The sequence below is a fragment of the Streptomyces sp. NPDC046866 genome, assembly GCF_040704625.1.
GTDB lineage: Bacteria > Actinomycetota > Actinomycetes > Streptomycetales > Streptomycetaceae > Streptomyces.
Genome location: NZ_JBEYXN010000028.1, coordinates 42,360 through 68,467, shown reverse-complemented (window position 1 = coordinate 68,467; position 26,108 = coordinate 42,360). Strand labels below are relative to the sequence as shown.

Genomic DNA, 26,108 nt, shown 5'->3' with positions numbered 1-26,108 from the left:
CAGCCCTGCTGACGCGCAGCGGAGCAAGAGCCGTAAGGGCACGGGCAGCGACTACACCGGAGAGGCGCCGTGGCCGGCACCGTCAACACCACCCTTGGAGGCCCGCTTGGCGAGGATCGCTGCCCCTTTCACCCCAGGCAGCCGTCGGGCGAACTGATCGTCACAGGCTGTTCTGGATGGCAGGATTAGGGGAGTTTCGAGTGGGGGGCCGTTCGTGGCTGTACGCAAGACCATCCAAGTCGTGCCGAGAGCACGACGCACGCTGACTTCGCTTCGCAACCTGGGTTACGACCTGCGTCACGCGGTGGCAGACATCGTTGACAACAGCGTCTCCGCAGATGCGACGGATGTGCACGTCACGGTGCATTTCGACGGCGCACGCTCCTGGATACGCATCTTGGACAACGGGCGAGGCATGAACGCCGACACATTGACCGAGGCGTTCCGCTACGGAAGCGAGCGCGATTACGGCAGGACGGAGTTGGGGCGCTTCGGCTTCGGACTCAAGTCGGCCTCCACTTCGCAGTGTCGACGAGTGACCGTCGTGTCGCGTGCAGAGACTCCAGGCGCCGAGCTGGAGGCCCGTCAGCTCGACCTCGACCACATCGATAGGGTCAACGACTGGCAGATCTTCGATCTCACTCCGGACGAGTTGCCCGAGCCGGCCCGGTCCCTGCTCGATGACGCTTCCGGCACGGTCGTCCTGTGGGAAGGCCTCGACCGCCTCCTGCAGTACCAAGACCCCTTCGGCGGATGGGCGAAGAAGCAACTGATCTCCCATGCTGAGGACATCGACGAACACTTGGGCATGGTGTTCCACCGCTTCCTTGCTGGAGAGGTCGCCAACCGGGAGCCACTCCGAATCACTGTGAACGGGACTTCCGTAGAAGCATGGGACCCCTTCTGCCGTACCGAGCCGAGTGCCGCGGCCCTGCATGAAGAGGACATCGAGGTGTCTTCTTCGGAGGGCAACGGGATCGTGCATCTGAGTCCGTTCGTGCTTCCCAACCAGAACCACTTCTCCTCACAGGCTGCATGGAAGCGAGCCTCTGGGCCCAAGAGCTGGAATCGGCAGCAGGGTTTCTACATCTACCGAGCCGACCGGCTGATCCAGTCCGGTGGCTGGTGTCGCCTACGAGCCGTCGAGGAGCACGTCAAGCTCGCTCGCGTATCTCTGGAGTTCTTCCCCGAGCTCGACAGCGCCTTCGGCGTGAACGTCGCCAAGGCCTCTGTCACGCTGCCCGCGGAGCTGCGCAAGGAGCTCACCCCACTGGTCAAGGACTGGAGCCGGGTCGCTGATGCTGCGTACCGGCAAAAGCAACGACCTCCGAACCCGCAACCTCGACGGACCAGGACGACAGGTGTCGCATCGACCCCGTCAGTGCCCACCGCGCGTACGCCCTCAAGCGATCACAGTCACAGTCTTGAACGAGACTCGAGCCCCAAGCCCGCAACTTCACCATCCACATTGGTGGATCATCGGGAGGTTGGCACAGTCTCGCGTGTACCGGGAGCTGCACCACAGTCAGCTCGTCAGGCGCTGGAAGCCGCCGCAGAGCAGGCCGGTGAGAGTCAGGCGCTCAGCAGGATCGCATCCGCCCTTCGCACCATGTCCCCGGAGACAGCTCATGACCTCGGTTGGTGACCGCGTAGAAGCACACCTGTTCGTCCTCAAGGCCATCATGGACAGAGACAAGCTGTCTCTTGAGGAAAGTCTCTCGCGTTACCCCGGTCTTGTACCGCAGGAGGATCACGACGCTGTTCGCCGGTACTGGGAACAACAGCAGCGGACCACCACGATCATCCGCAGAGTGCGTCCAACCGAGCTCAGCGCCACGGGCGGGCCGCGTCCTTGGTTCGACAGCTGGGACACCGCCGAGGGCTACTACTGGGCACGTCAGCGGCGCTTCCTCAGCCACATACTGCGCCGGGAAGACTACGAGATTGACAGCGTCGACCTGGCAAGCGACCGAGTCCTGGCTCACCTCGAGAACCCGCGACACCCTGAACCGTTCAGGGTGCGCGGCTTGGTCGTGGGCCATGTACAGAGCGGGAAGACCAGTAACTTCTCCGCCCTGATAGCCAAGGCTTCCGACGCCGGCTACAAAATCATCATCGTGCTTTCCGGTCTCCACAACACGTTGCGCCTGCAGACGCAGAGGCGCCTTCAGCGCGACCTCGGCCACGAGAACGTTCCGCTTCCCGCAGGAGTCGGACAAGGCGACCCGGACAAGTACTGGACCTGGTTGACCCGCGACGACCTCGATGGCGACTTCGATCCGGGCGTCAACGTCGGCCCTCTGCAGGGACAGAACCAGGTCATCCTGGTAGTGAAGAAGAACAAGACACGCCTGGAGAGGCTCCTCAAATGGCTCGAGAACAAGGTTCCTGAGCATGTCCCGGTCCTCGTGGTCGACGACGAGGCCGACCAGGCGTCGGTCAACACCGGCGGCAACCGCCCAGATGACGAGCCAGTGTCTGAGGTCCTTGACCTCAGGGCAGCAGACTTCGACGGTGACACACCGGCAGACGCCGAGCTGGATCCCAGCGCAATCAACCTTTGCATCAGGAGACTGCTGCACTGTTTCGCACGTGTGTCCTACGTTGCCTATACGGCGACCCCCTTCGCCAACATCCTCATCAACCCCAATGCGGAGGACCGCGTAGGTGGGGACGACCTGTTTCCACAGGACTTCATCCTCACGCTTCCTCACCCTCCAGGCCACAATTACGTCGGCCCTGAACGCTTGTTCGGCCGCGAACAGCTCCCAGGTGAGGCAGACCAAGTCGACGGGCTTGACGTTATTCGGCTCGTGCCTGAGACCGAAGTAGAGCAGGTGATCCCTCCAAGGGGAAAGAAGAAACCCTACTCCCCCAGGATCCCGAAGACCCTCAAAGCTGCTCTCATGGACTTCCTGCTGGCGACTGCCGGCCGGATGGAGCGAAGCGGAACCGATCAGCCTTGCACCATGCTCGTGCACATTGACATGCGCAAGGAGGCCCAAGACAAGCTCGCAGCAGCGATAACTGCCGAGCTCGGTCACATGCGTCAGCAGTGGCGCTATGACCGTGAAAACTTCCTGCCCACGCTGAGAGATCGATGGGACACAGAATTCCGTCCCCTCACCTCGTCGGTGGACCTCGACAACGACGCACCGTTCGAGAAGCTGGAGCAGCACTTGAACGCTCTACTCACTCCCGGAGTAGAGGTCCGCGTCCTGAACTCAAACCACGAAGACGAGCTCGACTTCGAAAGCGAACCGGACCTCAAAGCAGTCTTGGTGGGCGGAAACAAGCTCTCGCGGGGCGTCACCGTCGAGGGACTTCTCGTCTCGTACTTCGTGAGACGCAGCCCCTACTACGACACGCTTCTGCAAATGGGGCGATGGTTTGGATACCGAGGTGATTATGTCGACCTGACCCGCCTGTACAGCACCCAGAGGCTCGTCACGTGGTTCCACGACCTAGCCACGATCGAGGAGGAACTTCGGCGGCAAATCGAGCACTACGCGCGCCGAAAACTCACACCGCTGCAAGCAGCACCACGGATCCGCAGCCACGAGAAGATGCTGCCAACAGCTAAGAACAAGATGAAGGACGTCTCACTCAAGCAAGAATCCTTCGACGGCAGGAAACTCCAGACCCTCCGGTTCCCTTTTGACGAACCCACCATCCTTGACCTGTGCAGCGAAAATCTCCGAGCTGCCCGGACTCTCCTAGGACCCCTGGGAGCACCACACGTAGAGACTGGCCGTCTGATCTGGGAGGACGTCGATGCTGAGGCAGTCGTTCGCTTCATCGACCGGTTCCGATTCAGCGAGCAGAGCGCTTTCGACGTGCACTCCGTGGCGAGTTACATTCAGGCACAGACGCAACACAATGAACTGGTGTCCTGGCGAGTAATGGTCTCCTCACTTAGCAGCCCGCAGAGGGAGCACCGCGCAGTGGACTTGGGCATCGCGGGACATCCCGAGGTGGCAATGATCCAACGCAGCAGGCTCGCCAAGGACCCCAGTTCACTGGGTGTGGTCACCGATCCGGAGGATGAGCTGCAAGGCCTCACCGAGACCCAGATCAAAGAGGCACACAGGCTGCAGGAGGCGGGAGAGTTCACCAGGCTTGGCGATGCGCTCAGGTCCCAGCGGTCATCGCGAGAGGGATTGCTAGTCCTCTACCCCATCGATCCGAGCAGCGACCGCGGCGCTAACACGCAGAACCGAAGAAGGTTGTTTGACGCGGAATCCGAGCAGCCGGACTGTGTTTTGGCGTACTCGGTTTCCCTTCCCTACTCCAATAGCCCGAGCAGTCTTTCCTACGTGGTCGGACAGAAGGCAAAGCGCCAATGAACGCGGCTGAACTTGAGTTCCTGTGGAGCCAGATCCCCAATGCCCCAGCCCCGGGCCTGCTCTCTGCGGAAAGGTTGCCGACCGATGACATGTGGGCCGCGGTAGACACGGACAGGCACTGCCATCTGCTGCTCCGAGTACCGCCGGGCACACAGGCTCCGAGTACCATGACTAAGGGGCTTCAAGTCAGAGTGGGCGAACACCAGGTGGCTGGTCAACCCGTCAGTGACTATCTCGATATTGCCTGCCTAGACGCAGCAGCAGTGACCACCTTCGCTGCTGTAGCCGCTGACATCATCCACGCTGCTGAAGGGCTCAGTGGAGCGGAAAGGGCAGTCGCTGTGGGCGACGTTCTTGAGCGTTGGAAGTGGTTCTGGGAGGTGGATTCCGGCCGTCTCACCAGCAACGACGCCTTGGCCCTCTTCGCGGAACTGTGGTTCCTCGTTCGGTGGGCCGGCGTGACACCTGCGCACATCGACGCCTGGACAGGCTCTGAAGGGTCCCGCCACGACTTCCAATGGCCCAATTCTTCCGTGGAGGTCAAAGCGACCGCCCGTGGAGGTGACGCCGGAAGCGTCCACACCATCCGGAGCCTGGATCAACTTACAGCTCCGGAGACCGGGGATCTATTTCTGTTCAGCCTCCGGGTGACCCGAGATCAACTCGCCAACAATACGCTTCCCAAGCTCGTCGACAGAGTTGCGGCCGACTTGGCTGATCACCCGGTTGCCCGAGAACGGTTCCTACAGAAGGTTGGAAAGCGGGGATACAGCCCTGCCCAACGCAAGGCCCATGAGACCCCCTACCGCATTGTTGAAGAATCGCTGTACCAGGTCGCAGATGGCTTCCCCTGCCTAACTCTTAATTCTTTTCCTGACGGGCTGCCGGGCGGGGTTGTGAGAGTGTCCTACGACCTCGACCTGACTGCTTGTGGTCCCTGGCTCATCTCCACCAACCCTAGCAACTGGTCGCCCGGCTGATTTCTGTACCGAGCTTCCCGGGCGTCGACCGCACCGTCTCCTCCCGGCAGCATGAAGAGACCACCCAGCAGCGGGGTGGTCTCTTCCGGAACGGGCACCTCGGAAGCGAGAGAGATTCCTATGGCTGAGTCATCCGCACTCCTCCCCGGTTACGCTGGCGAGCACCAGCCGACGATCCGGGAGTGTGCGCCGAGGATGGGACCCAAGACGCAGAGGGTCTACGAGACGATCAGGTCTTGGATCGAGTCGGGTCGGTTTGCCCCCGGCGACAAGCTGCCGTCCGAACGCACCCTGAGCGCTGAGCTTGAGATCGGCCGTACTGCCCTGCGGCAGGTGCTCGCCCGGCTTGCGAGCGAGCGCTTCATCAGGGCATACGGGCGCAGCGCCTACCGCATCGTGGGCGGATCCGAGGTGCCCGCACCGGGCGAGCTGGAGCCCTGGAAGATCCATGGCTCCCGCCGCATCTACGAGAACCGTTGGGTGAACCTCGACCTGGTCGACGTGGAGCCGCCCGGCGTCGAGCGCTTCGAGCACCACGTCGTACGCCTTCACCACGTGGCGATCACCGCCGTCGTGGATGAGCAAGACCGTGTGCTCATGCTGTGGCGCTACCGCTTCGTGCCGGACCAATGGGGCTGGGAGCTACCCGGCGGTATCGTGGACGCCGGCGAGGATGCCGCCGTCACGGCTGCCCGGGAGACAGAGGAAGAGACTGGCTGGCGGCCGGCCACGGTCGAGCACGTGGTGACCTACCAGCCGATGATCGGCATGGTGGACTCGCCCCACGAAATCTTCGTGGCCCGCGGCGCGACGAAGGTGGGGGAGCCGACCGACGCCGAGGAAGCCGGGCATGTCGCGTGGATCCCCCTGGACGAGATCCCGGGGCTGATGGCAGAGGGCAAGCTGATGGGCTCTGGAACGCTCGTCGCCCTGCTGCATCTGCTCTCCTCGCGGCCTACAGCCGCCCGGTAAGCAACTCCACGCGCCGGCGATACCGCACGGACCCCGTGCGGTTCGCCAATAGCCGTGCCTGCTGAAGGTGTGAACGCGCTTCGTCCAGCTCACCGCGGGCGAGGTGTGCTTGCGTGAGGTCGCTGTGCAGGCCAGACCTGGCGCGAACGAACGACGGGTCGACCGTGCCCAACGCGGCATACAGCTCTTCCATCGCCGCACTGTCGCCGAGCGTCGCGAGCACGTTGCCGCGCCAGCGAGCAAGGTGGCCACCGTTGAGGAAGATGCTCAGCATGTCGGCGTCTCGGGCCTCCACACCATCCGGAAGCATGGCCTCCGCCTGCTCAAGAGCGCGCCGGGCATCGTCACCCATGCCTGCCGCAGCGCACAGCTCAGCTTCCGCCGCGCTCAGCCACGCTTTCAGTCGCGGAGAGTGCCGGTCGGCGTAGGTGCGCTGTGCGTCCCGGATCAGTTCGACCGCCATCTCTGGGCGGCCGGCGTCGCGCAGCACGTAGGCCTGCTCGCCCATCGCGTGCGCGAGGTAGAGCGGAGCGTCAGCATCCTGGGCCGCGCGCTTCGCAAGTTCGTAGTGTCGCCATGCCCGCTCGACGGCCCCGGCGTCCAGCGCCTGCCACGCCGCAAGGGTGGCCGCACCGGCCAGAGCGGTTGCGATTGGCCGACGCGTGCCGGGGAGCACGGCGAAGGTCAGCGCATCCTCCATCCCGACCAGATGGCCTGCCATCTGGTCTACAAGGCCAGCGGCGCCCATCTGCCGGTCCATCGTCCGCAATAACTCGGTCTGGTCGAAGAACGTCTGCACCATGGTCTCGCTGATGCTCCGTGCCGAGTCGATTCGGCTGAGCAGGTCCTCGTACCCGTCGGTTTGCTGAGGGATCAGCTTCACGGGCTCACCCCGCAGTTCGGCATCGGTGACGCCAAGCAGCGGCCGCAGGATCACGGCGTACCGCTCGCTGATGGCGCGCTTACCGTTCTCCCACTCCGAGACGTAAGTCTTCAGGCTTGCCGTGGACGCGATGTCCAGGAGCCGTTGTTGCGCGTACCGCTCCATTTCGAAGATCAGCCGGTCCTGCGACCATCCCCGCGCCGTCCGTACGGACCGTAAGCCCATGCCCACGTGCATCGCCTCCGAGTGAGTGCGCGCTCCCGGCCGGTCAACCAAATCGCCGCAGGTGGGAGCGGGTTAACACCTTTGAGGTTAACCCCAGTTGGCTATCGGCGACCCCCGGTTCCGCCGTTTCCTGAAGTCACGCCGGGCAGCACCAAGACACCTCACCGAACACAGAAGGGGTTGCATCTGGTGCGCACCAGATGCCATCCTTCTGGTGCGCACCAGTTGAACCCTAAGGGGTCCGGCTAGGTCTGCCCGAACACGCCCGGAGGGCCCTCGAAAGGGGCCTGAAGGAAGCACTCGTTCCTTGAGAACTGAACAGCGTGCCAAGTGAGATGAGACGGGGCGTGATCCCCGTCCCCATGGCGACGGGTTGTCGTCGGCGGCCACTTTTTCCGCGTGCTGGCTCTGGAGAACGCCCCTTGGGGTGCCACCCGGTGCGCGCCGCCCTGCTGGCGTCAGAGCAGTGACGATGACGCACCCGAATCTCAGGCTCGGGACCGGGGCGCCGTGGCAACGGCGTGCCGGTGAAGCCTCGCCCCTCTGACTCGGAGGCTGCTGTGTTCCTTCGACATCTTCGGGCGCCGCCCGTGCTGGACCCTTACGGCCGGCCATGCCCCTCGTGTCATCGCACGACCGCCGTGCGAGGCGGATCCCGGCCGAACTGCCGGTTCCGCCCGCACGGCCCTCTCACCCTTCCGCGGGACTCACAGCTCTGCGGCCGGTTGCCTCCCCCCGCCCGTCACGTACGGGCGGGGGGTGGGGAGCCGGGGCCGGCGCGTCCGGCCAGGTTCTGAATCACGCCGTACCGAACGCGGTGCGGCTCCCGGCGGTGCAACGCCGGGAGCCGCGGTTCGGGCCCGTTCCTGTCTGAGAGGAGCAAGACCCAATGAAGTCCATCGCTGCACTTCGGAGCACCGTTACCACCCTGCCGCCGGACCTGGAGCCGACGGGCGCGGAGCTGGACGCGGTCGAGGCTGAGATGCCGCTGGTGCTGGCCGAGGTCGAGTTGCTGGACGCGCTGATCGCGCTGCTGGACCGGTCGGCGTCGGAGTTCAACGGTCGCCGGATCCGCCGGGCCCGCCGGCGCGTGCTGGCGGCCCGCAGGGCCGCGGCGAACAAGGCGCCCGCGACCACCGGCGAGGTGGCGTGATGGCGCGGGCGCAGATGGTCTGCCGGTCGGGCCCCTGGCGCCTGTACGTGGTCCAGCCCGGCCAGCCCTACTGGCCGACGCACACCTTCACGGATACCGCGGTGCCCACCCTTGCGGAGCGTTCACGGGCACTGAAGGCCCTGGGCTTCGCGTTCACGGGCCCGCCTGAGTGGTCGTGGGTCGAGGACGCCGAGCAGTACGGCAACCCCGACTCGCCCGTGCTCCTGATCGCCGTGACGCACGTCGTCCCGGCCATCGGGGGTGCGGCGTGAGCGCTGGCCGGGCCCTGACCCGGCCGCAGAAGTTCGTGCTGGGCGCCGCGTTCGTGCCGATGCTCGCCACCGGCGGCGCTGGCGGGGCGGGGACGTTCTCCAACATCAAGGGTGCCTACGGCTCTGGGACCGCGCTCGGCGCGGTGGCCGCGGGTGAGGGCGCCACCGCCGTTCTCGCCTTGGTCCTGCTCGGGCTGACCATGCTGGGGCAGGCTGCCCCTCTGGTGGTGCGGGCCGGGCTGTGGCTGCTGCCAGCCGCCGCATCCGTCATGTCAGCCATGGCCGCGGACGGACCGGGCCCCATGGTCATCTACGCGGTCACGCCGATGGGCATGTGCGTGTCCGCGGAGGGCATGGCGTTCCTGGCTCGCCGGATCGTGGTCCACACCGACGGCCGGGACGCCGAGGCCGAGCACCGCGCCGCCGCAGTAGTGCGGGCGCTGGCATTCCACCGGGCGCGCGCCGCCAACCACCCCGACAAGCGGATCCGCAAGTCGTCCGAGCGGACGTCGTGGAGGCTGGCCCGGAACGTCGGCGCGGGCGATGTCTCGCTCGGGACCCGTCTGCTGGACGTGCAGCGCGAGCGGGTCACCACCGGTGCGGACGTCGCGCTGGCCGACATGTTCGCCGTGGCCGTCACACCCGAGCGTCACGCCGTCACGCCGTCCGTGACGCCCGCCCTACCGCCCGCCCCCGAAACGCCGGCGCCACTCGCCCGTCCGGGGACCGAGGGCAAGGTCGTCACGGTGCCCCGTGACACGGAAGACACGCAGGTCAGCCCTCAGGTACCCGGGGTCGAGAAGGAAAACGCCGCGGTAGGCGTCACGCCCGTGACGCTGGACGAGATCGCGGCCGTGGCGGGCGTGCCCACACCCCGCCCGGCCGAGCCGCTCTCGGACGCACAGCTCGTGGTGGTCCTGCGGCACCTGCGCTACTCGGCCGACCCGCCGCTGTCCTACCGGCAGGCCGTCACGGCCTTCCGTGACGCCGGGTTCGTCGGCGGCGAGCAGCGCATCCGCAAGGCCTGGGGCGCCCTGATGTCCCAGGAAGAGAGCACCCCATGAGCACCCTGCCGGTCTACCAGTGGCGGCTCGCCCCGGACGGGTTGGCCACGCGGCGGCAGCTTCGTGCGGCCGGGCTTCGGCCTGGCGGCCAGGACGTCGCAGCCCAGCTCGAACGCCCCCGCCGCCGACGCGGGCCGCTCGTCGCGTTCCTGTACCGCGTCGACCACGCGGTGCCGGTCCGGCCGATGACCTCGTCCCGGTGGGCTGCACTCGCCGCCGCGAACCTGGCCCGTCGCACCTGCCCGACCTGCGGGCGGGACGCCGGCTACGTGATCCCCGCCCGGCTGGGTGAGTGCGTGCGGTGCGCCTTCCCCGACTCCGAACAGTGCGCCGCCTGAACCCCACCACCGTCGTAAGGAGTTCTGCTGTGTCTCGCCGTACGCGGCCCCGGGCCGCTTCGACCGTGCGGATCCCCCGCCAGCGTGGGGGCCAGCCGGTCATCCTCGTTCTCAGCCCCGAGCCCCAGCCGCTGATCACCCGCGCCGCGCTGGCCGCTGGCCGGTGGGCATGGAAGCACCGCCGTTCCTGGGCACCCACCGGCCTCGCCACCGCCCTCCTGGTCCTGACCGGCGCCATCCACGTGACCGAGCCGCGCATCGGGTGGGCCTTGGCCGTGTTCGCCCTGGCCCCGGCCGGTGTGTGGGCGTGGGGCATGCTCCGCCGCCGTCCCACCTCCCGGCAGGCCGTGGTCTGGCGGGCCCTGCTCGCCGCGTTCGCCGCGGCCGGCGGCGCGTGGGTCGCGCTGGCGGTCGGGTTCGGGCCGGCACACCCGGCCCTGTTCACCGCGTGGGCCGTGCTGACGCTCATCTCCCAGACGGGCTGGCTCGTGGCCCGCCGCCTGTCGTCCGTGACCGAGAAGGAGACCCGTTGATGGCCAACACCACGTCGGGCATGAACTGGGGTGCGAACGGCGCCGGATGGAAGAGCGCGGGCGGGCAGCAGGCTCGCACGCAGCGGGCCCGGACCACGCCGCGGCCGGGTGCGAACGGCTCCCAGAGCAAGACGTTCAACAAGTCGTTCTCGCCCGGCTTCACCCTGAACGTCAACGCCGGCGGCGGCCGCGGCAACAACGGCGGCGGGGGCCGCCGCACCTCCGTGGCCGGGGGCGGGCAGGGTCGGAACCGCTCCCTGCTCCCGGCGCCGGAGTTCACCTCCCCCGCCCAGGTCCGCGAATACTGCAACGCCGTCCGCGCCGCCGGCGTCGCCCTCTCGATCGAGGTCGCGATGGGCGCGGAGATCCTCAAGGCCACTCTCGTGTCCGTCCCGGACCCCGACGGCCGGATCGGCGGTTCGCGGTTTAGGGCGGCGAAGGTGGCGCGGAAGATGCAGCGCGCCGCGGACGCCCTGCGGGACGCGGCGAAGAACGCGGCCGCGACGTACGCGGCCTTTCAGCAGGAGTACGAGGAAGAGATCAACCGCGTCCGCCACCGCGCCCGCCGCCCCTCGGCGCCGCGCATGGACTGGAGCCAGCTCTAAGGAGGAGTGATGGCAACCGCTGAACGCACCCAGCGCGCGGAGCAGCAGTACGAAGACCAGCTCCGCGGCGCCTCCGACGGCTCCGGCATCGGCGCGTACGTCCTCCACCGTGCCAAGCCGCACCTGCCGCCGTGGCTGTGCACGGCAGGCGTCGGTATCGCCGGAGCCCTCGGCAGCCTGCAGTGGCAGGGCAGCGCCGCCGCCGGCGTCGGCCTGACTCTGGCCTCGGTCGCGCTGACCGGGGTCACATGGTGGGCCGGCAAGGCAACCGGGCAACAGCGCCGCATGCACTCGGCCATCACCGTGGCCGCCGGCTCGGCGTGGCTGACCGGGGCCTGCCTCGCTGGCCCCGCCACCGGGCCCCTGCCCGACCTGTACCTGATGGGCGGCCCGGCGCTGGCCCTGTCATGGAACATCCGCATGGTGCTGCGCCGCAACGTCGACGGCACGGCCGCCGGCAGCACGGACAAGGGCCTGCTGGAGAAGGTCGGACTGGCCCGAGCGCAGATCGGGGCCACGTCGGTGGAGCCGAACCGGGTCACGGCGAAGATGGCACTGGAGGCCGGGGAGCAGACCAACGACGACGTGGCGAAGGTGCTCCCGCGGATCGCGTCCGCCCTGGACCTGCCCAAATCCGCCGTCCGCTACATGCCCGACCCCGACTCCGCCCGCCGCGGCGAACTCGTCATCGTCCCCGAAGACATGCTCGCGCATGTCGCCGAGTGGGCGGGCCCGTCCGACCTGGGCGGCAGCATCGCCGAACCGCTGGTCATCGGCCGCTACGACGACGGCTCCCCGCTCCTGCTCTGGCTCCCCGGAGACCTCGAGATCAAGCGCAACAGCACGCATCTCCTGATCGCGGGCGGAACCGGCTCCGGCAAGGGCGAGACGGCCCTGAACCTCATGGCGGAGATCCTCTCCCGCCGGGACGTGCTGCTGTGGGTGTCGGACCCGAAGATGTTCCAGGACTTCCGCCCGCTGCTGCCGGGGATGGACTGGGCGGCTGAGGGCGGGCCGGACACCGAGGTCATGGTGGAGGCCATCAAGGCCGTCATCCCCGCCCGCACCCGCTGGCTGGGCGCCCACGGCTACCGCCAGTGGGTCCCCGAGGCAGCGGAACGGCAGAACAGCCGTGACCACACCTGCCGTCCGGACGGGCGGCCGTGCGGGTGCGCGGGGATGCCGTTCCTGGTCACGTGGATGGAAGAGGCGGCCAACACGCTCCGGCTGATGGGCGACGACGCGTTCACCGGGATCGCCCAGGAGGCCCGCTCCGCCGGCGTGTCCCTGATCGTGTCCCTGCAGCGTCCCTCGTATGACCAGATGTCCACCTCCACCCGGGCGTCCCTGCCGTCCGTGATCGCCCTCGGCTGCGACCCCCGCGACGAGGGGTTCTCCCTCCCCGAGGCGGTCATCGACGCCGGCGCTCACCCGGGCGCCTGGGGCAACCGCAAGCCCGGCTACTGCTACGTGGTCTCCCCGGGCATCCCCGAGGACCGCTACCCGTCCCCGGGCCGCACCCTCGCCGTCCCCCACACCGCCACCCCGGCCCTCGAAGACCTGGCCGGGTGGGCGCAGTCCCACGGCGCGCCTGCGGACCCGATCACCGCCGGCGCGGCCCGCGCGGTGGCCGGACAGAACTACACCGGCCGCACCGCCCCCGGCGCCGCCCCGGCCCTCCCGGCCACCCCCGACCAGGAGGAGGACGTGAGGGTGGAAGCGGAATCGTCCGGGCTCCTCGTGGATCCGGAGGACGCCGGCATCGACCCCGAGGCCGAGCTGCCCGGCGGGGAAGAGGGGGACGACACGCCGCTGTGGGAGTCCCCGGGCCACAAGCCGTCCCCGGAGGAAGCGCGGGAGCTGTTCGCGGACGCGCTGGACGACTTCGAGGCGGCCGGGCGGATGGTGGTCGGTCCGAAGGACTTCATCGACTGGTGCGACCGCCACAACCTCTCCCGCCCGTGGGTGTCCGCCCGTCTGAAGGACGCGGCCCTGGACGGCCGGCTGGAGCCGACCTCGGTCACCGGCCGGTGGCGGATCGTCCCCAACCTCAAGATCGCCTGACGCCTGACACCCCTGACACCGTCAGGCCCCCGTGACACCCAAACTCCTAGGCAAACCCGCTGTCAGACCCCGTGACACCCACGGTCTGACACCCCCTGACAGTGACGCCTGACACCTCACTCGAGGCCCGCGCCACCCGTACTCGGCGCGGGCCCGACCCACACCCGGGAGGCATGCACATGCCCCACGAACCCATCACCCACCACCCCGAACCGATCACCTGGCACCCCGGCCCGACCCCCATGCCGGGGCCGCTCCTCCCAGCGATACCGGCCGGGGCGGACATCCGGCTGGTGACCCTGCCCGACGGCATCCGCACCCTCGCCTACACCCACCCCACCCCCACCGAACCGGCCCCCGCACCGGCCCCCGCGGGCGGTGTCCCGGGGTGGGCGAAGACCGCCGCGCTGCTGGCCCCGACCGTCGGTGGGGGCATCGGCGCGGCCGGAATCGGAATCGCCTACGCCGCCCCGGGACTGATCGCCATGGCAGATGCCCTCTGGGCCCTCGTTGCTCTCATCGCCGCCGGCGCCGGCTTGGCCTGTGTCGGCCGCACCCGCGGTCGGGCCACCGCCACGACGCACATCACGCAGCACGTCACCGCGACCGGCCTGTTCGGCCGCGCCACCGGCACCATCCACCACCGCTGAAGGAGAGCGCCTGATGAGCCAGTCCGTGCCCGCCCGCATCGGCGACGCGGCCGCCCTGCTGCTGGGCAAGCACACCGTCCGCTGCCCGCAGCCCGGCTGCACGGTGCGAATCCGCTACCGCGCCATGACCCCGGAGGATGCCGAGCGGCTGATCGCCCTGGCCACCGACCACACCCGCCACTGAGGATCCGTGCCATACCCGCACGACGGCGCCGTGGTTCGAGACCACGCCGAGAACCCTGCTCGGGCCGCTCCGTTCGCGTCACGGGCACCTGCATGTGGCGATTAGGTCGCAGCGGCGCGGTCTGCACCGGGCTGGCCTTGGGCTTGGTGCGGGAGCCGAATGTACGCCGGCGGCCGGTGGAGGTTCCAGTGCGCCTGCAGCCAGGCGTGGTGGCCCTTGGTCAGTGCTGCATGCACTGTTTGGCCGTGCAGCTGGGTGTAGGCGGTGAATCCGGCGAGCTGGGGGGACACGTCCAGGGTCAGCGAGGCCGGGTTCACCGCGATGAGTCCCAGGTCGAACAGGCGGTGGAGGTCCCGGCGTAGCAGCAGGCCCCCGTCGGGATGGTGCTGTCCGTCGGCCGCGTAGCTGTACAGGTGCGCGGCTTCCAGGGCGGCGGCCGGGGCGGGGCCGGTGAACGCACACACCTGGCCGTGGTCGATGAGCAGGCGGCGCCGGAAGGTGGCCTGTCCCACCCGGGCGCGGACGACGGTGGTCTTGTGACCGCCAGGGATGGCCGCCTGCCGGGCCGCGTCGGTGATCTCGACGCTGGTCGGCTGGCCGGTGGCCAGGATCGCCGCCCGCATCCTGTCCCAGTCGAAGGGCCTCAGGCTCTGCTGGGACTTCGGTGAGTCACACAGGCTGCGCAGCTGGGCGCCGGTCAGCAGGCCGGGCATGTCGACCCAGCCGGTCCCGTGCCGGGACCGGTAGGTGGTGACCTGCTTGCGGTGCGCCACCGGGGTGTCGAACTCGGCCCTGCAGTCCCAGCACAGGTAGGTCGGGGTCTTGGTGCGGCGGGCCTTGAAGCTGGCCCGGCCGCAGGCCGGGCAGGCGTAGGTGTCCTTCTCGGCCTGGTCGACGTCGATCGCCTCGATGACCGACACACCGAGCAGGGACTTCTTGTCCCACAGGGCGATCACATCCCCGACGGCGATGTTGGCGTGGTTGGGGACGGTGCTGTCCCAGCTGTAGTGGCGGGACGGCTCGTCGTCGTAACCGTCGTTTCCGCCGTGCGTCCTGTCGGCGTCGTCCACCGCCAGCACCAGCCACGCACCCATCACAGGCCCCCCTCCCACGACCACCGTCACCGGCGGCCGCAACAAGATCCACGATCACCCGTCAACCTACCCCCCACCACAGACAAGGGCGGCCCCCTCTCGCCAAAGACCGGGGCCGCCCTGCTCTCCACATCCGCTGAAGACCTGGAGGACATCCAGCATGACCCATCCCACCGACATCCGGCGAGGCCGCAAGCCCCGGTTACTGGACCTGTGCTGCGGCGCCGGCGGCCTGTCGGCCGGCTACCACCAGGCCGGATTCGACATCACCGGCATCGACAACTGCCCCCAGCCCAACTACCCGTTCACCTTCCACCAAGCCGACGCCCTCCAGTACCTGACCGACCTCATCACCACCGGTGAGATCCACACCTACGACCTGGTGCACGCCTCCTGGCCGTGCCAGCGCTTCGCCCGCGTCACCGCCTGGCGGGGCATCCGCGAGGACCACCCCGACCTCATCACCCCCGGCCGCGAGCTTCTCCGGACGTCCGGGGTGCCGTGGGTCATCGAGAACGTCCCCGAAGCACCCCTGCGCCCCGACTACCTGCTGTGTGGGACCCAGTTCGGTCTGCGGGTCCGCCGCCACCGGGTCTTCGAGACCTCCTGGGGTGGGGGCGGGGACCTGGTGCCGCCCTGCTGGCACCACAGGAACCTCCTCGCCTTCGAGCACAAGGGCGAGCGCGCGTACGCGGATGCCATGGGCTGCACCTGGATGAGCAACGTCGAGGCCCGCCAAGCCGTCCCCCCGGCCTACAGCCACTGGATCGCCACCCAGTACCTCACCCACGAGACGAGGGCAGCCGCATGAACCGCGCAACCGAACACCTGCGAACCGCGCTCTGGCTCGCTGGAATCGGCCTCCCGGTCCTGCCCCTGAGGGAGGGCAAGCTGCCCTTTGGGAACTGCCCCGCCTGTTCGGGCAGTCTCTGCGGGGACCGGCCCCACATGAAGGCCGCCGGCCCGTGCCAGTGCCCCGCTCCCTGCCACGCCTGGGGCGCCGCCACCACCGACCCGAACGTTCTCACCTCCTCCGCGTGGGCGGGAGCCTGGCGGCAGGCTCAGGCCGTCGCCTACCACCCCGGCGGCGCCGGACTCACCGTCGTGGACCTCGACAACGCCGACGCGGTCGAGTGGGCCCGCCAGGAACTCCCCACGACCAAGGTCGTGGCGACCACCCGGGGCCAGCACTGGATCTACCGGGGCGCGATGCAGTCCGCCAACGGGGTTCGGCCCGGCGTGGACATCAAATCGACCATGACCTACGCGCGGTGGCGCGGTCCCGGTACCGGGGGCATGGCGGCGTTGCCCGCGGTCGTGCGGGCGCTCGCCATGAAAGAGCCCATCGTGATCCGGCCGGCGCCCGTCTCCGTCTCCGTGCCGGCGTTGACTGGCGGCGGGGAGTGCCCGCACCGCTCGCCCGCCTACCTGGAGCGCGGGATCGCGATGGCGGAGCAGCGCATCACCGAAGCCGACAGCGTCATCCACACCACTGTGTACCGGACGTTCCTCGCCGTGCTGTCCGCCCACGGTCGGTGCGGCTGCCTTACCGACAAGCACATCGGTCGGCTGTTCACCGCCGCGCACGGGAAGGGCGAGTCCCTGCGGCACTGCGAGGCCGCCTGGGACAACGCCCGAGCGAAGCTGGGGATGTAGCCATGCCCGAGGAAGAGAAGACTCCGGCCCGCGAGATCATCACCGACTACGCGCAGGCGCATTTCCGGTACTTCCGCACCACCGAAGGCACCGTGTACGCGCAGAAGAACGGCCACCCCGTGGCCCGCCCGATCCGCTCTCAGGGCACGACCGGCAGCCACCGGCAGGAACTCATGGTCGGGCTCTTCAACGACGGGCACGGCGTGTTCAACGGAACCGCCCTCAAGGAGGCGTTGGACTTGATCGAAGCACTCGCGCTCAGCCAGGACGTACAGGCCACCCACATCCGGGTGGCCCCGGGCTTCGACGGCGCGACGTGGCTCGACCTGGGCCGCGACGACGGCCGATCCGTCCGCATCCACGCCACCGGGTGGGAGATCCGAATCCCCGACCCGCGCGAGGTGTGCTGGCGGCGCACCCAGCTCACCGGCGAACTGCCCATCCCCGAGAAGGACACCGACGGCAAGGGCATCGACGCCCTGCTGCGGCTGTGCAACTTCGCCAACGCCGAGAGCGAGTGCCTGGCCGTGGCGTGGCTGATCGGCTGCCTGGAACCGTCCGTGCCCGTCCCCGCCCCGTTCCTCACCGGCCCCCAAGGCGCCGGCAAGTCCACCGGCGGCCGCATGCTCGTGCGGATCATCGAGGGCATGACCGGTGACCTGCGCCGGGCCCCGAAAGACGAGGAGAACCTGATCACGGCCGTCGCCGCCGGATGGGTCACCGCCCTGGACAACCTCTCCCACCTGCCCCCGGACCTGTCCGACCTGATGTGCTGCATCGTCACCGGCGCCGAGAGCCTCAAACGCGCCCTGTTCACCGACGGAGACGTCGTCCGCTCCCGCTACCGCCGCCCGCTCCTGCTGACCGGCATCGACGTCGGCGTCATCCGCCCCGACCTCGCCGAACGCCTCCTGCCTCTCCGCCTGGTGCGACCCCGGGTTCGGCGCACGGAAGCGGAGCTGTGGGCGGAGTACGCACAGGTCCTGCCCATCATCCTCGGCTCACTGCTCGACCTCACCGTGAAAGTGCGGGCCACCGAAGCCGAGACTCCCACCGACCTACGCATGGCCGACTTCGCGCACCTCTGCGCCCAGCTCGACGCTGCCGCTGGCCTCGGCGCGCTGAACGCCTACCGAGCCAGCCTCGACGACCTCAACGACGACGTCATCGAGGGCGACCTCCTCGCCCAGACCGTCCTCAAGCACGCCGCCGGCCTCGACCTGGGCGCCGAAGCGCGGATGACGTCCACCGAGTGGCTGCACGCCCTCACCCAGCTCTACACCGGAGACGACTTCCGTGCCCTGCCCAAGGGGTGGCCCACCACCGGCAAAGTCCTCTCCGACCGCCTCAAGCGCCTCCAGCCCACCCTCGCCGCCCGCGGCGTCCTCGTCGACTGGGGGCGCACCAAAACCGCCCGCTACATCGAGATGAACCGCCCGGCCGCCTCCCCGCCCGGACAGCAGGAGGCCGCGTTCTAAGCGGCTCCATCGCGACCGGCTGGCACAAGCAAGAGGAGCACCCGCCGCCTACGCGGGGCGTGCTCCTCTTGCTGTTCCGGCGGCTTGCCGCCGCTGCAAAGAATGTGCCGCCGTGGCGGCTCCTTCTTCGCGCTTGAAGGCGCACTCCACCACAACAGACACCACCCTCTCTTTTCCTAAGAGAAGAGACGCTGCGTCACCCGTGTCACCACCGGGCTCCAAACGGCCCGTGGCCTGCGGCTACACCGGTGACGCAGACGGCCAACGGCTGCGTCACCACGCGTCACCCGCGTCACCGGCCTGGCGTCGAGGGGTGACGGTGACGCTGGCCGGTGACACACGGCCGACCTACTACGTCACCGAAAACCGCAGGTCAGACCAGTAAGTGACACAGACGACGCGATGACGCAGAAATCCGGACCTCGGACACACCCGCCGGAGGAGCAATGCCCGCCGAGAGTGCCCCCCGCGCCATCCTGCGCGGCGGACTCCCCGACCGTTACCTCAACCCTGACGACGTCGCCGAGATCCTCGACGTCCCGGTGGAGACCCTCTACCAGTGGCGCAAGAAGCGGACCGGTCCGCCCGGGTTCCGCGTCGGCAAGCACACCCGCTACGACCCCGCCGACGTCTACGACTGGATCGCCGAGCAGAAGCGCAAGGACATCAGCCAAGCCGCCTAACCCACCACACCACCGCCGAGGGCGGGCCCACTTGGGCCCGCCCTCGGCGCTTGCCCAGAAAGGCCCATACGTGGCAGGCCACATCCAAGACCGGTGGTTCAAGACTGAGCAGGGACCCGACGGCAAGCCCCGTCGGATCAAGACCGACCGCTACGGCAGCGGCATGCGCTACCGCGCCCGGTACATCGGGCCGGACGGCACAGAGAAGTCGAAGAGCTTCCCCGACAGGCAGAAGCGGCTCGCCGAGCAGTGGCTGGCCCACATCGAGGCGGACATGTCCCGGGGGCAGTACATCGACCCCGCCGCCGGCGGATCACGTTCCGGGAGTACGGAGAGAAGTGGCTCGCGTCGCTGACGACGGATGTGACCACGCGGTCGTCCGTCGAGGTGCAGATCCGCAAGCACGCCTTCCCGTACCTCGGCACGCGGCCCCTCGACTCGTTCCGGCCGGAGCACATCCGTGACTGGCTCAGCGAGCTGGAGCAGATCCTGCCGGTCTCCTCGTACCGGCGCGTCATCTTCGCGAGCGTGTCGGCCGTACTCGCCGCCGCGGTGGATGACGAGTTGCTGGCGAAGAACCCGTGCAAGGCCCGTACGGTCCGGGCGCCCGCTCCGGTCGCTCCGCGGGTCAGGCCGTGGACGCCCGAGCGGCTCTTCGCCGTCCGGGCGGCGCTGCCGAAGCGCTATCGGGCGATGGCTGATGCCGGCGGGGGTCTGGGGCTCCGGCAGGGTGAGATCTTCGGCCTGCCGGACGACCCCGATGACTTCCGCGGTGAATGGCTGCGGGTGGCCAATCAGGTGAAGGTGGCGAACGGGCACCTCGTCTTCGGTCCGCCCAAGCGGGAGAAAGAGCGGGACGTGCCGCTCCCCCGCCGCATCGGGCAGGTGCTGCGGGAGCACCGCGAGGAGTTCCCGCCGGTGGACGTGACGCTGCCCTGGCTGAAGCCGGACGGGCCACTCGTCACCAAGCGGCTGCTGTTCTCCCTCCCGGGCGGGGGCGCGGTGCGGCGCACCGACTTCAATACGCGGGTATGGAAGTTCGCCCTCGTGCAAGCCGGCGTCATCCCGGAGCCGCGGCCGGGTGAGCGTCACCAGGCCGCGCGCGAGCACGGGATGCACGCCCTCCGCCACTTCTACGCGTCCGTCCTGCTGGACTCCGGGGAGAACATCAAGGCGCTGAGCACGTACCTCGGCCACGGCGACCCCGGGTTCACACTCCGCGTCTACACGCACCTGATGCCGAGCAGCCACGAGCGCACGCTGCGGGCCGTAGACGAGGTCTACAAGGCCGCCGATCCGACGGCCGACGGCCCACAGACGGCCCAGGAGGGGTGAAACGGGTCCGGGCCGGCGGCTGAGTGCCGCCGGCCCGGGGGGCCGTTTGACTGGGGTACCGCCGTTGACCTGGGGTTACAGGACCGGAAGGTTCTTGCGGAGTTCGAAGGCCGTGACCTCCGAGCGGTATTCCTCCCACTCCTGCTTCTTGTTGCGGAGGAAGAAGTCGAAGACGTGTTCGCCGAGGGTTTCGGCGACCAGTTCGCTGCGCTCCATCAGGGAGATGGCCTCGCCGAGGTTCTGCGGGAGGGGTTCGATGCCCATGGCGCGGCGTTCGGAGTCGGACAGGGCCCACACGTCGTCGTCGGCGCCCGCCGGGAGCTCGTAGCCCTCCTCGATGCCCTTCAGGCCGGCGGCGAGGAGCACGGCGTACGTCAGGTAGGGGTTGGCGCCGGAGTCGATCGAGCGGACCTCGATGCGGGACGAGCCCATCTTGCCCGGCTTGTACATCGGGACGCGGATCAGCGCCGAGCGGTTGTTGTGGCCCCAGCAGATGTACGAGGGGGCCTCGCCGCCGGAGCCGGCGGTGCGGGCCGAGCCGCCCCAGATGCGCTTGTACGAGTTGACCCACTGGTTGGTGACCGCGGAGGTCTCGGCCGCGTGCTTCAGCAGGCCTGCGATGAAGGACCGGCCGACCTTCGAGAGCTGGTACTCGGCGCCGGACTCGTAGAACGCGTTGCGGTCGCCCTCGAAGAGGGAGAGGTGGGTGTGCATGCCGGAGCCCGGGTACTCCGAGAAGGGCTTGGGCATGAACGTGGCCTGGACGCCCTGCTCCAGCGCGACCTGCTTCATGACCAGGCGGAAGGTCATGATGTTGTCGGCCGTGGAGAGCGCGTCGGCGTAGCGCAGGTCGATCTCCTGCTGGCCGGGGGCGCCCTCGTGGTGGCTGAACTCCACGGAGATCCCCATGGATTCGAGCATGGTGATCGCCTGGCGGCGGAAGTCCATGCCGACGTTCTGCGGGGTGTGGTCGAAGTAGCCGGAGTTGTCCGCCGGGATGGGGCGGGAGCCGTCCAGCGGCTTGTCCTTCAGCAGGAAGAACTCGATCTCCGGGTGGGTGTAGAAGGTGAAGCCCAGGTCCGAGGTCTTGGCGAGGATGCGCTTGAGCACGAAGCGGGGGTCGGCGAAGGAGGGCGAGCCGTCCGGCATCAGGATGTCGCAGAACATGCGGGCGGTCCCCGGGGCCTCGGCGCGCCACGGCAGTATCTGGAAGGTGCCCGGGTCCGGCTTGGCGATCATGTCGGACTCGTAGACCCGTGCGAAGCCCTCGATGGCCGAGCCGTCGAAGCCGATGCCCTCGTCGAAGGCCTGCTCCAGCTCTGCGGGGGCGACGGCGACGGACTTGAGGAAGCCCAGCACGTCGGTGAACCACAGGCGCACGAAGCGGATGTCGCGCTCCTCGAGCGTCCGGAGGACGAATTCCTGCTGCTTGTCCATGCCTTCATCCTCGCAGTTCAGACGGCCTGTGCACCACTGCCCCCGGGGAGGGCGCGCGGTCGGGGCGCCCAGTATCGCCAGCCGTGGTTTCCGCCACATTACGCACCCCGGAAAGATCACGGCACCCCCGCACTGACCTGGGACCCGTCATGAGCACTACCATCGGCGGCCATGGGGGGCCGGGAGCACAGGGGGCACGGGCGCATCGGGCGTCACGTGCCTCGGCGTGCCGCGCCGGCGCTGGTCCTCGCCCTCTCCGTCCTGCTGGGGGCGCTGCTGCTGTGCGTACGGCCGGGTGAGCCGCACTCCGTGGCGGCGGCCGTACGGGGGAAGCTCGGGGGCCGGGCCGTCGAGCATGGTCCCGGTCAGACCCGGGCCGCTGGGCCGGCCCGGCCGGCCCTGCCGAGCGGGCCGCACGCCGTGTGCGCCGCCCCCGGCGAGCTGCCCGGCTGCTCCCCCTTTTCGCACGTCACCCCGGGTGTCCTGCCCGCCCCGCCGCCCGCCTTGCCCGTGACGGCCGCCGCCGGAGGCCCCGTCGCGCGCCCCGCCGACGGCGCAGGCCGGCTCCGGCCTGACGACGCGCCCGCCCGCGCCCCCGACCTCCACGCCCTGCAGGTGCTGCGGAGCTGAGGGGTCCGGCGCGCAGCCGCTCCGGCGGCGTCCGGGCGCGCCCTCCGGATCCACCTCCACCCCCCTCAGCAGAAGGAACAGGGCACATGGCCGGCACGACCCCCACCGACAGGAACACCCGCCAGGCGCGCATAGCCGAGATGCGCCGGGCCGAACGCTCCCGCGAGCGGCGCAACAAGGCCGTGGCGATCACGGTCTCGGCGGCCGTCGTCGCGGGCCTCGTCGGCTTCGGCGCGTGGGTGCTGATCGACCGGAAGAACAAGGACGAGGCCGCGGCGAAGGCCGCCGAGACCGCCCGCACCGCCCCGGTGGCCGAGGAGCAGAGCTGGGACCCGAAGACGCTGGGCCGCAACCACGTCGAGACCCCGGTGAGCTACCCGATGAACCCGCCGGTCGGCGGCGACCACCACCCGCGCTGGATGAACTGCAACGGCGACGTCTACAAGAACCCGGTCCCCCAGGTGAACGCCGTCCACTCGCTGGAGCACGGCGCGGTCTGGGTGACGTACAACGAGAAGGCGCCCCAGGCCGACATCGACCAGCTGGCCGACCGGGTGTCGAAGACGCCGTACACGCTGATGAGCCCGGTCAAGGAGCAGAGCGGCACGATCACGCTCAGCGCCTGGGGCAAGCAGGTGACGGTGGACAGCGCCGCCGACCCGCGGGTGAAGCAGTTCTTCACCAAGTACGTGCAGGGCCCCCAGACCCCCGAGCCGGGCGCGGCCTGCACCAACGGGCTGGCCGGCAAGTGAGCGGGAGCGAGGCGGGCCGCCCGGCCCGGCGCACGGCGTACTGGGCGGCCGGTACGGCGGTGCTGCTCGCGCTGCTCTTCGCGGTGGCGGCCACGGTGGCCGCCGCGAGCGGAGGGGACGGCTCCGCCGCAACGCCGGCCCGCACGCCCGCGCAGGACTCCCCGGACGCGGGCTTCGCCCGGGACATGGCGGTGCACCACCAGCAGGCCGTGGAGATGGCGTTCGTGGTGCGCGACCGCACACAGGACGAGGCGGTGCGCACCCTCGCGTACGACATCGCCAACACCCAGGCCAACCAGCGGGGCATGCTGCTGGGCTGGCTGGACCTGTGGGGGCTGCCCAAGGTGGTGGCCGACCGGCCGCCGATGGCCTGGATGGCGCCGGCCGGGGGCAGCGCCACGGGCGGGGGCGGCACCACGGGCGGCAGCCACGCCGGCCACGGCGACCACTCCGGGCACGGCGACCACTCCGGCCACGACATGGGCGGCGTGGCCGCCAAGCCCGGGGCGCTGATGCCCGGCATGGCCACCAAGGAGGAGCTCACCGCGCTCGGCACCGCCGAGGGCCGGGACGCCGAGGTGCTCTTCCTCCAGCTGATGACCGACCACCACAAGGGCGGCGTCGCGATGGCCAAGGGCTGCGCGGAGCTGTGCCGGACCCCGTCCGAGCGGGCGCTCGCGCAGGGCATGGTCGAGGCCCAGCAGTCGGAGCTCGTGCTGATGGCGGACCTGCTGCGACAGCGGGGGGCTGCGCCGCGCGGGTGACGGGGTCCGCCCGTACGGTGGGGGGAGGGTGCCCTGACGGCCCTCCCCCATCGGCCTCCCGGGGCGCCGCAGCGGGCGCGACCGCGCCCGGCCGCAACGCACGCCAGGAGGTACGCAATGACCACAGCGGCGGACATCATGCACGCCGGGGCGCAGTGGATCCCCGCCACCGAGACCCTGGACCGGGCAGCCGAGCTGATGAGCCGGCTCGGCGTGGGCGCCCTTCCCGTCAGCGATGCCGACGAAAGGCTGTGCGGCATCGTCACCGACCGCGACATCGTCATCAAGTGCGTGGCCAAGGGCATGGACCCGTCCAGGGTGACCTGCGGCGACCTGTGCGAGGGCACCCCGCGCTGGATCGACGCGGGCGCCGACGTCTCCGACGTCCTCGAGGAGATGGAGAGCCACCGGATCAAGCGGCTCCCGGTGATCCAGGACAAGAGGCTGGTCGGCATGATCAGCGAGGCCGACCTGGCCCAGCACCTCTCGGAGGACCAGCTCGCGGGCTTCGTGGAGCGGGTCTACGCCAAGCACTGAGCCCCGGCGCCGCCCGACGCGGTGATCCGGTCATGGCTCACGGCGCGGGGAGGCCGGGAGCCGCGGGTCCCGCAGGGCGGTCAGGATGGCTTCGGCCACCTGGGCGGGGGCGTCCAGCATGGCGAGGTGGCCTGCGGGGGACGCCGTGGCGAAGCGGGCTGCGAGGGTGGCGGCCAGGATGCGCTGGCGGGCCGGCCAGCGCAGCGACGCGGGGCGGGTCGAGCCGTCGTGGGCCGCCAGGACCGTGGTGGGGGCGGTCAGCGGGCGCCGGGCGCGCAGGGCGAGCAGCTCGGCGGCGGTGTCCGGGTAGCGGGAGTTCTCCAGCAGGGCGCCGCGCCAGACCCGGCCGGTGCGGTAGCAGCGGCGTACGAGGTCCCGCGGGGCCGGATCCCCGCCGCCGGCGCGGGAGGCCCGTACGGCGGCGCGCCGCGCCCGCGGCCCCAGGGCGGCCGGCAGCCCGGCGGCGGTCAGGGCCCGGCCGAGGGCACGGGCGGCGCCGGTGCGCAGCGCGGCGGGCAGGACCGTACGGGGGGCGTCCTCCACACTGCCGTCGACCAGGACGAGGGCGGCGGTGCGCTCCGGGTACAGGCGGGCGAAGGCCTCGACGTGGAACGCGGCGACCGAATGCCCGACCACGGTGACGGGCCCCGGGCAGCCCAGCGCGTCCAGCAGCCCGGCGATCCTGCGGGCCTCCCCGGCGGCGGTCGGCGGGTCCGCGGCCGGACCGCTGAGGCCGTGCCCGGGGCGGTCGAACCGGATGGCGGTGCGGCCCGCGGCCACCAGCAGCGCGGCGACCGCGTCCCAGTCGAACCAGGCCATGGCCAGCCCGGCACTCAGCACGACGGGCGGCCCGCTGCCCTCGACGACCACGTGCAGCGGGACCCGGTCCACCCGGACGAAGGAGCCGGGGCCGCTCACGTACGGCGCTCCCGACGGACCGCATGCGCCAGCAGGCCCAGCCACAGGGCCACGAGCAGTACCTGGAGCCGCTGCCCGGCCCCCATGGCCCAGGTGCCGCGCCCGGCGGTGAACAGGGCGATGGCGGTCAGGGTCCAAGCGGTGGCGAGGAGTTCGAGGGCGACGAGGGCGGGGCCGTGGCGGGCGAGCGGGGCGTGCCTGCGGTAGCGGCGCGCAGCGGTGGTGAGGGCGACGATCCCGACGAGGGCGCCGGTCATGGCGAGGCTGCTGCTGACGGCGTGGGCCTGGTGCGTGGCCGGGACCAGGCCGGCGGTCTCCCGGGCGGCGCACACCGGGTCCGCGGTGGGGGTGCAGCTCAGCGGCAGCCAGGCGTCGGCGGCGGTGGCCGCGCCGAGGAGGGTGATGCCGGCCCAGCCGAGGACGGACCAGGGGCGGCGGGAGCCGGGGTGCCGGGCCGCCCGGAGCAGGGCCGGCAGCCCGCCCGCGAGGACGAGTCGGTCGTGCACCGGGCCGCATCCGGTCGCCCGGCCGCGTCCGGCCACCGGCCGCACCCGA

Annotated in this window: 25 protein-coding genes and 2 pseudogenes; 22 read left to right on the top strand and 5 right to left on the bottom strand. The window is 69.8% G+C overall.

Annotated elements, in window-relative coordinates:
* The first annotated feature begins 214 nt into the window (after positions 1-214).
* The 4 genes from AB0953_RS30255 to AB0953_RS30240 all read left to right on the top strand — a co-directional run bounded on the left by AB0953_RS30255 (position 215) and on the right by AB0953_RS30240 (position 6,298).
* Positions 215-1,645: an ATP-binding protein gene (locus AB0953_RS30255; protein WP_366862756.1), complete on the top strand. Its 1,431-nt coding sequence runs from the start codon at positions 215-217 to the stop codon at positions 1,643-1,645.
* Positions 1,629-4,346: a Z1 domain-containing protein gene (locus tag AB0953_RS30250; protein WP_366862755.1), complete on the top strand. Its 2,718-nt coding sequence runs from the start codon at positions 1,629-1,631 to the stop codon at positions 4,344-4,346. The genes AB0953_RS30255 and AB0953_RS30250 overlap by 17 nt, the downstream gene beginning before the upstream one ends.
* The gene (locus AB0953_RS30245; protein WP_366862754.1) at positions 4,343-5,326 is read left to right on the top strand and encodes a PD-(D/E)XK motif protein; all 984 of its coding nucleotides are present in this window, start codon (positions 4,343-4,345) and stop codon (positions 5,324-5,326) included. The genes AB0953_RS30250 and AB0953_RS30245 overlap by 4 nt, the downstream gene beginning before the upstream one ends.
* Before the next feature lie 195 nt (positions 5,327-5,521).
* Positions 5,522-6,298 carry an NUDIX domain-containing protein gene (locus AB0953_RS30240; protein WP_366862753.1) on the top strand — a complete coding sequence of 259 codons (777 nt, stop codon included), beginning with the start codon at positions 5,522-5,524 and terminating at the stop codon, positions 6,296-6,298.
* Here the strand turns inward: AB0953_RS30240 and AB0953_RS30235 are convergent.
* Positions 6,282-7,412, bottom strand: a complete 1,131-nt coding sequence (locus AB0953_RS30235) for an XRE family transcriptional regulator (protein ID WP_366862752.1) — start codon at positions 7,410-7,412, stop codon at positions 6,282-6,284. The two genes, AB0953_RS30240 and AB0953_RS30235, sit on opposite strands and share 17 nt — an antisense overlap.
* Positions 7,413-8,295: 883 nt before the next feature.
* Here AB0953_RS30235 and AB0953_RS30230 point away from each other — a divergent pair.
* The 9 genes from AB0953_RS30230 to AB0953_RS30190 all read left to right on the top strand — a co-directional run bounded on the left by AB0953_RS30230 (position 8,296) and on the right by AB0953_RS30190 (position 14,269).
* Positions 8,296-8,559 (top strand): DUF6284 family protein, encoded by a 264-nt coding sequence (locus AB0953_RS30230; RefSeq protein ID WP_366862751.1) that lies wholly within the window; start codon positions 8,296-8,298, stop codon positions 8,557-8,559.
* Positions 8,559-8,831, top strand: coding sequence for a DUF6303 family protein (locus AB0953_RS30225; protein ID WP_366862750.1), 273 nt, complete (start codon positions 8,559-8,561; stop codon positions 8,829-8,831). The genes AB0953_RS30230 and AB0953_RS30225 overlap by 1 nt, the downstream gene beginning before the upstream one ends.
* Complete coding sequence (locus AB0953_RS30220; protein WP_366862749.1) at positions 8,828-9,895, top strand: hypothetical protein; 1,068 nt, start codon at positions 8,828-8,830, stop codon at positions 9,893-9,895. Before AB0953_RS30225 ends, AB0953_RS30220 begins: the two co-directional genes overlap by 4 nt.
* Positions 9,892-10,233, top strand: coding sequence for an RRQRL motif-containing zinc-binding protein (locus AB0953_RS30215; RefSeq protein ID WP_366862748.1), 342 nt, complete (start codon positions 9,892-9,894; stop codon positions 10,231-10,233). The genes AB0953_RS30220 and AB0953_RS30215 overlap by 4 nt, the downstream gene beginning before the upstream one ends.
* Positions 10,234-10,262: 29 nt before the next feature.
* Positions 10,263-10,766 carry a hypothetical protein gene (locus AB0953_RS30210; protein WP_366862747.1) on the top strand — a complete coding sequence of 168 codons (504 nt, stop codon included), beginning with the start codon at positions 10,263-10,265 and terminating at the stop codon, positions 10,764-10,766.
* The gene (gene traA, locus AB0953_RS30205; RefSeq protein WP_366862746.1) at positions 10,766-11,371 is read left to right on the top strand and encodes a plasmid transfer protein TraA; all 606 of its coding nucleotides are present in this window, start codon (positions 10,766-10,768) and stop codon (positions 11,369-11,371) included. Before AB0953_RS30210 ends, traA begins: the two co-directional genes overlap by 1 nt.
* A gap of 9 nt (positions 11,372-11,380) precedes the next feature.
* The gene (traB, locus tag AB0953_RS30200; RefSeq protein ID WP_366862745.1) at positions 11,381-13,435 is read left to right on the top strand and encodes a plasmid transfer protein TraB; all 2,055 of its coding nucleotides are present in this window, start codon (positions 11,381-11,383) and stop codon (positions 13,433-13,435) included.
* 242 nt (positions 13,436-13,677) lie between these two features.
* Positions 13,678-14,085 (top strand): hypothetical protein, encoded by a 408-nt coding sequence (locus AB0953_RS30195; RefSeq protein WP_366862778.1) that lies wholly within the window; start codon positions 13,678-13,680, stop codon positions 14,083-14,085.
* Positions 14,086-14,098: 13 nt separating this feature from the next.
* Complete coding sequence (locus AB0953_RS30190; RefSeq protein ID WP_366862744.1) at positions 14,099-14,269, top strand: hypothetical protein; 171 nt, start codon at positions 14,099-14,101, stop codon at positions 14,267-14,269.
* A 101-nt stretch (positions 14,270-14,370) separates the two neighbouring features.
* Here the strand turns inward: AB0953_RS30190 and AB0953_RS30185 are convergent, their stop codons facing one another.
* The gene (locus AB0953_RS30185; protein WP_366862743.1) at positions 14,371-15,363 is read right to left on the bottom strand and encodes an HNH endonuclease; all 993 of its coding nucleotides are present in this window, start codon (positions 15,361-15,363) and stop codon (positions 14,371-14,373) included.
* A gap of 160 nt (positions 15,364-15,523) precedes the next feature.
* Between AB0953_RS30185 and AB0953_RS30180 the strand changes: the two genes are divergently transcribed.
* The 5 genes and pseudogenes from AB0953_RS30180 (at position 15,524) to AB0953_RS30160 (ending at position 20,515) form a co-directional block, all read left to right on the top strand.
* The gene (locus tag AB0953_RS30180; RefSeq protein ID WP_366862742.1) at positions 15,524-16,174 is read left to right on the top strand and encodes a DNA cytosine methyltransferase; all 651 of its coding nucleotides are present in this window, start codon (positions 15,524-15,526) and stop codon (positions 16,172-16,174) included.
* A complete protein-coding gene (locus tag AB0953_RS30175) occupies positions 16,171-17,019 on the top strand; it encodes a bifunctional DNA primase/polymerase (protein WP_366862741.1) in 849 nt (282 codons plus the stop codon). Before AB0953_RS30180 ends, AB0953_RS30175 begins: the two co-directional genes overlap by 4 nt.
* A 2-nt stretch (positions 17,020-17,021) precedes the next feature.
* Positions 17,022-18,497 carry an ATP-binding protein gene (locus AB0953_RS30170; RefSeq protein WP_366862740.1) on the top strand — a complete coding sequence of 492 codons (1,476 nt, stop codon included), beginning with the start codon at positions 17,022-17,024 and terminating at the stop codon, positions 18,495-18,497.
* Positions 18,498-18,943: 446 nt separating this feature from the next.
* The gene (locus AB0953_RS30165) at positions 18,944-19,180 is read left to right on the top strand and encodes a helix-turn-helix domain-containing protein (RefSeq protein ID WP_366862739.1); all 237 of its coding nucleotides are present in this window, start codon (positions 18,944-18,946) and stop codon (positions 19,178-19,180) included.
* Positions 19,181-19,250: 70 nt separating this feature from the next.
* A pseudogene (locus tag AB0953_RS30160) lies at positions 19,251-20,515 on the top strand (site-specific integrase).
* Between the two features lie 75 nt (positions 20,516-20,590).
* On the opposite strand, the gene AB0953_RS30155 reads toward AB0953_RS30160, so the two are convergent.
* Positions 20,591-21,952 carry a glutamine synthetase family protein gene (locus AB0953_RS30155; RefSeq protein ID WP_366862738.1) on the bottom strand — a complete coding sequence of 454 codons (1,362 nt, stop codon included), beginning with the start codon at positions 21,950-21,952 and terminating at the stop codon, positions 20,591-20,593.
* A 216-nt stretch (positions 21,953-22,168) separates the two neighbouring features.
* On the opposite strand from AB0953_RS30155, the gene AB0953_RS30150 reads away from it, so the two are divergent.
* From AB0953_RS30150 to AB0953_RS30135, 4 genes are all read left to right on the top strand, one after another.
* Positions 22,169-22,582: a hypothetical protein gene (locus AB0953_RS30150; RefSeq protein ID WP_366862737.1), complete on the top strand. Its 414-nt coding sequence runs from the start codon at positions 22,169-22,171 to the stop codon at positions 22,580-22,582.
* 86 nt (positions 22,583-22,668) lie between these two features.
* Positions 22,669-23,334, top strand: coding sequence for a DUF3105 domain-containing protein (locus tag AB0953_RS30145; protein WP_366862736.1), 666 nt, complete (start codon positions 22,669-22,671; stop codon positions 23,332-23,334).
* The gene (locus AB0953_RS30140; RefSeq protein WP_366862735.1) at positions 23,331-24,098 is read left to right on the top strand and encodes a DUF305 domain-containing protein; all 768 of its coding nucleotides are present in this window, start codon (positions 23,331-23,333) and stop codon (positions 24,096-24,098) included. The genes AB0953_RS30145 and AB0953_RS30140 overlap by 4 nt, the downstream gene beginning before the upstream one ends.
* A 117-nt stretch (positions 24,099-24,215) precedes the next feature.
* A complete protein-coding gene (locus tag AB0953_RS30135; protein WP_366862734.1) occupies positions 24,216-24,635 on the top strand; it encodes a CBS domain-containing protein in 420 nt (139 codons plus the stop codon).
* Between the two features lie 30 nt (positions 24,636-24,665).
* On the opposite strand, the gene AB0953_RS30130 is transcribed toward AB0953_RS30135, so the two are convergent.
* Both AB0953_RS30130 and AB0953_RS30125 read right to left on the bottom strand, forming a co-directional pair.
* Positions 24,666-25,553 carry an alpha/beta hydrolase gene (locus AB0953_RS30130; RefSeq protein WP_366862733.1) on the bottom strand — a complete coding sequence of 296 codons (888 nt, stop codon included), beginning with the start codon at positions 25,551-25,553 and terminating at the stop codon, positions 24,666-24,668.
* A pseudogene (locus tag AB0953_RS30125) lies at positions 25,550-26,047 on the bottom strand (DUF998 domain-containing protein); the annotation flags it as partial. The gene AB0953_RS30130 and the pseudogene AB0953_RS30125, both read right to left, overlap by 4 nt.
* Positions 26,048-26,108 lie beyond the last annotated feature (61 nt).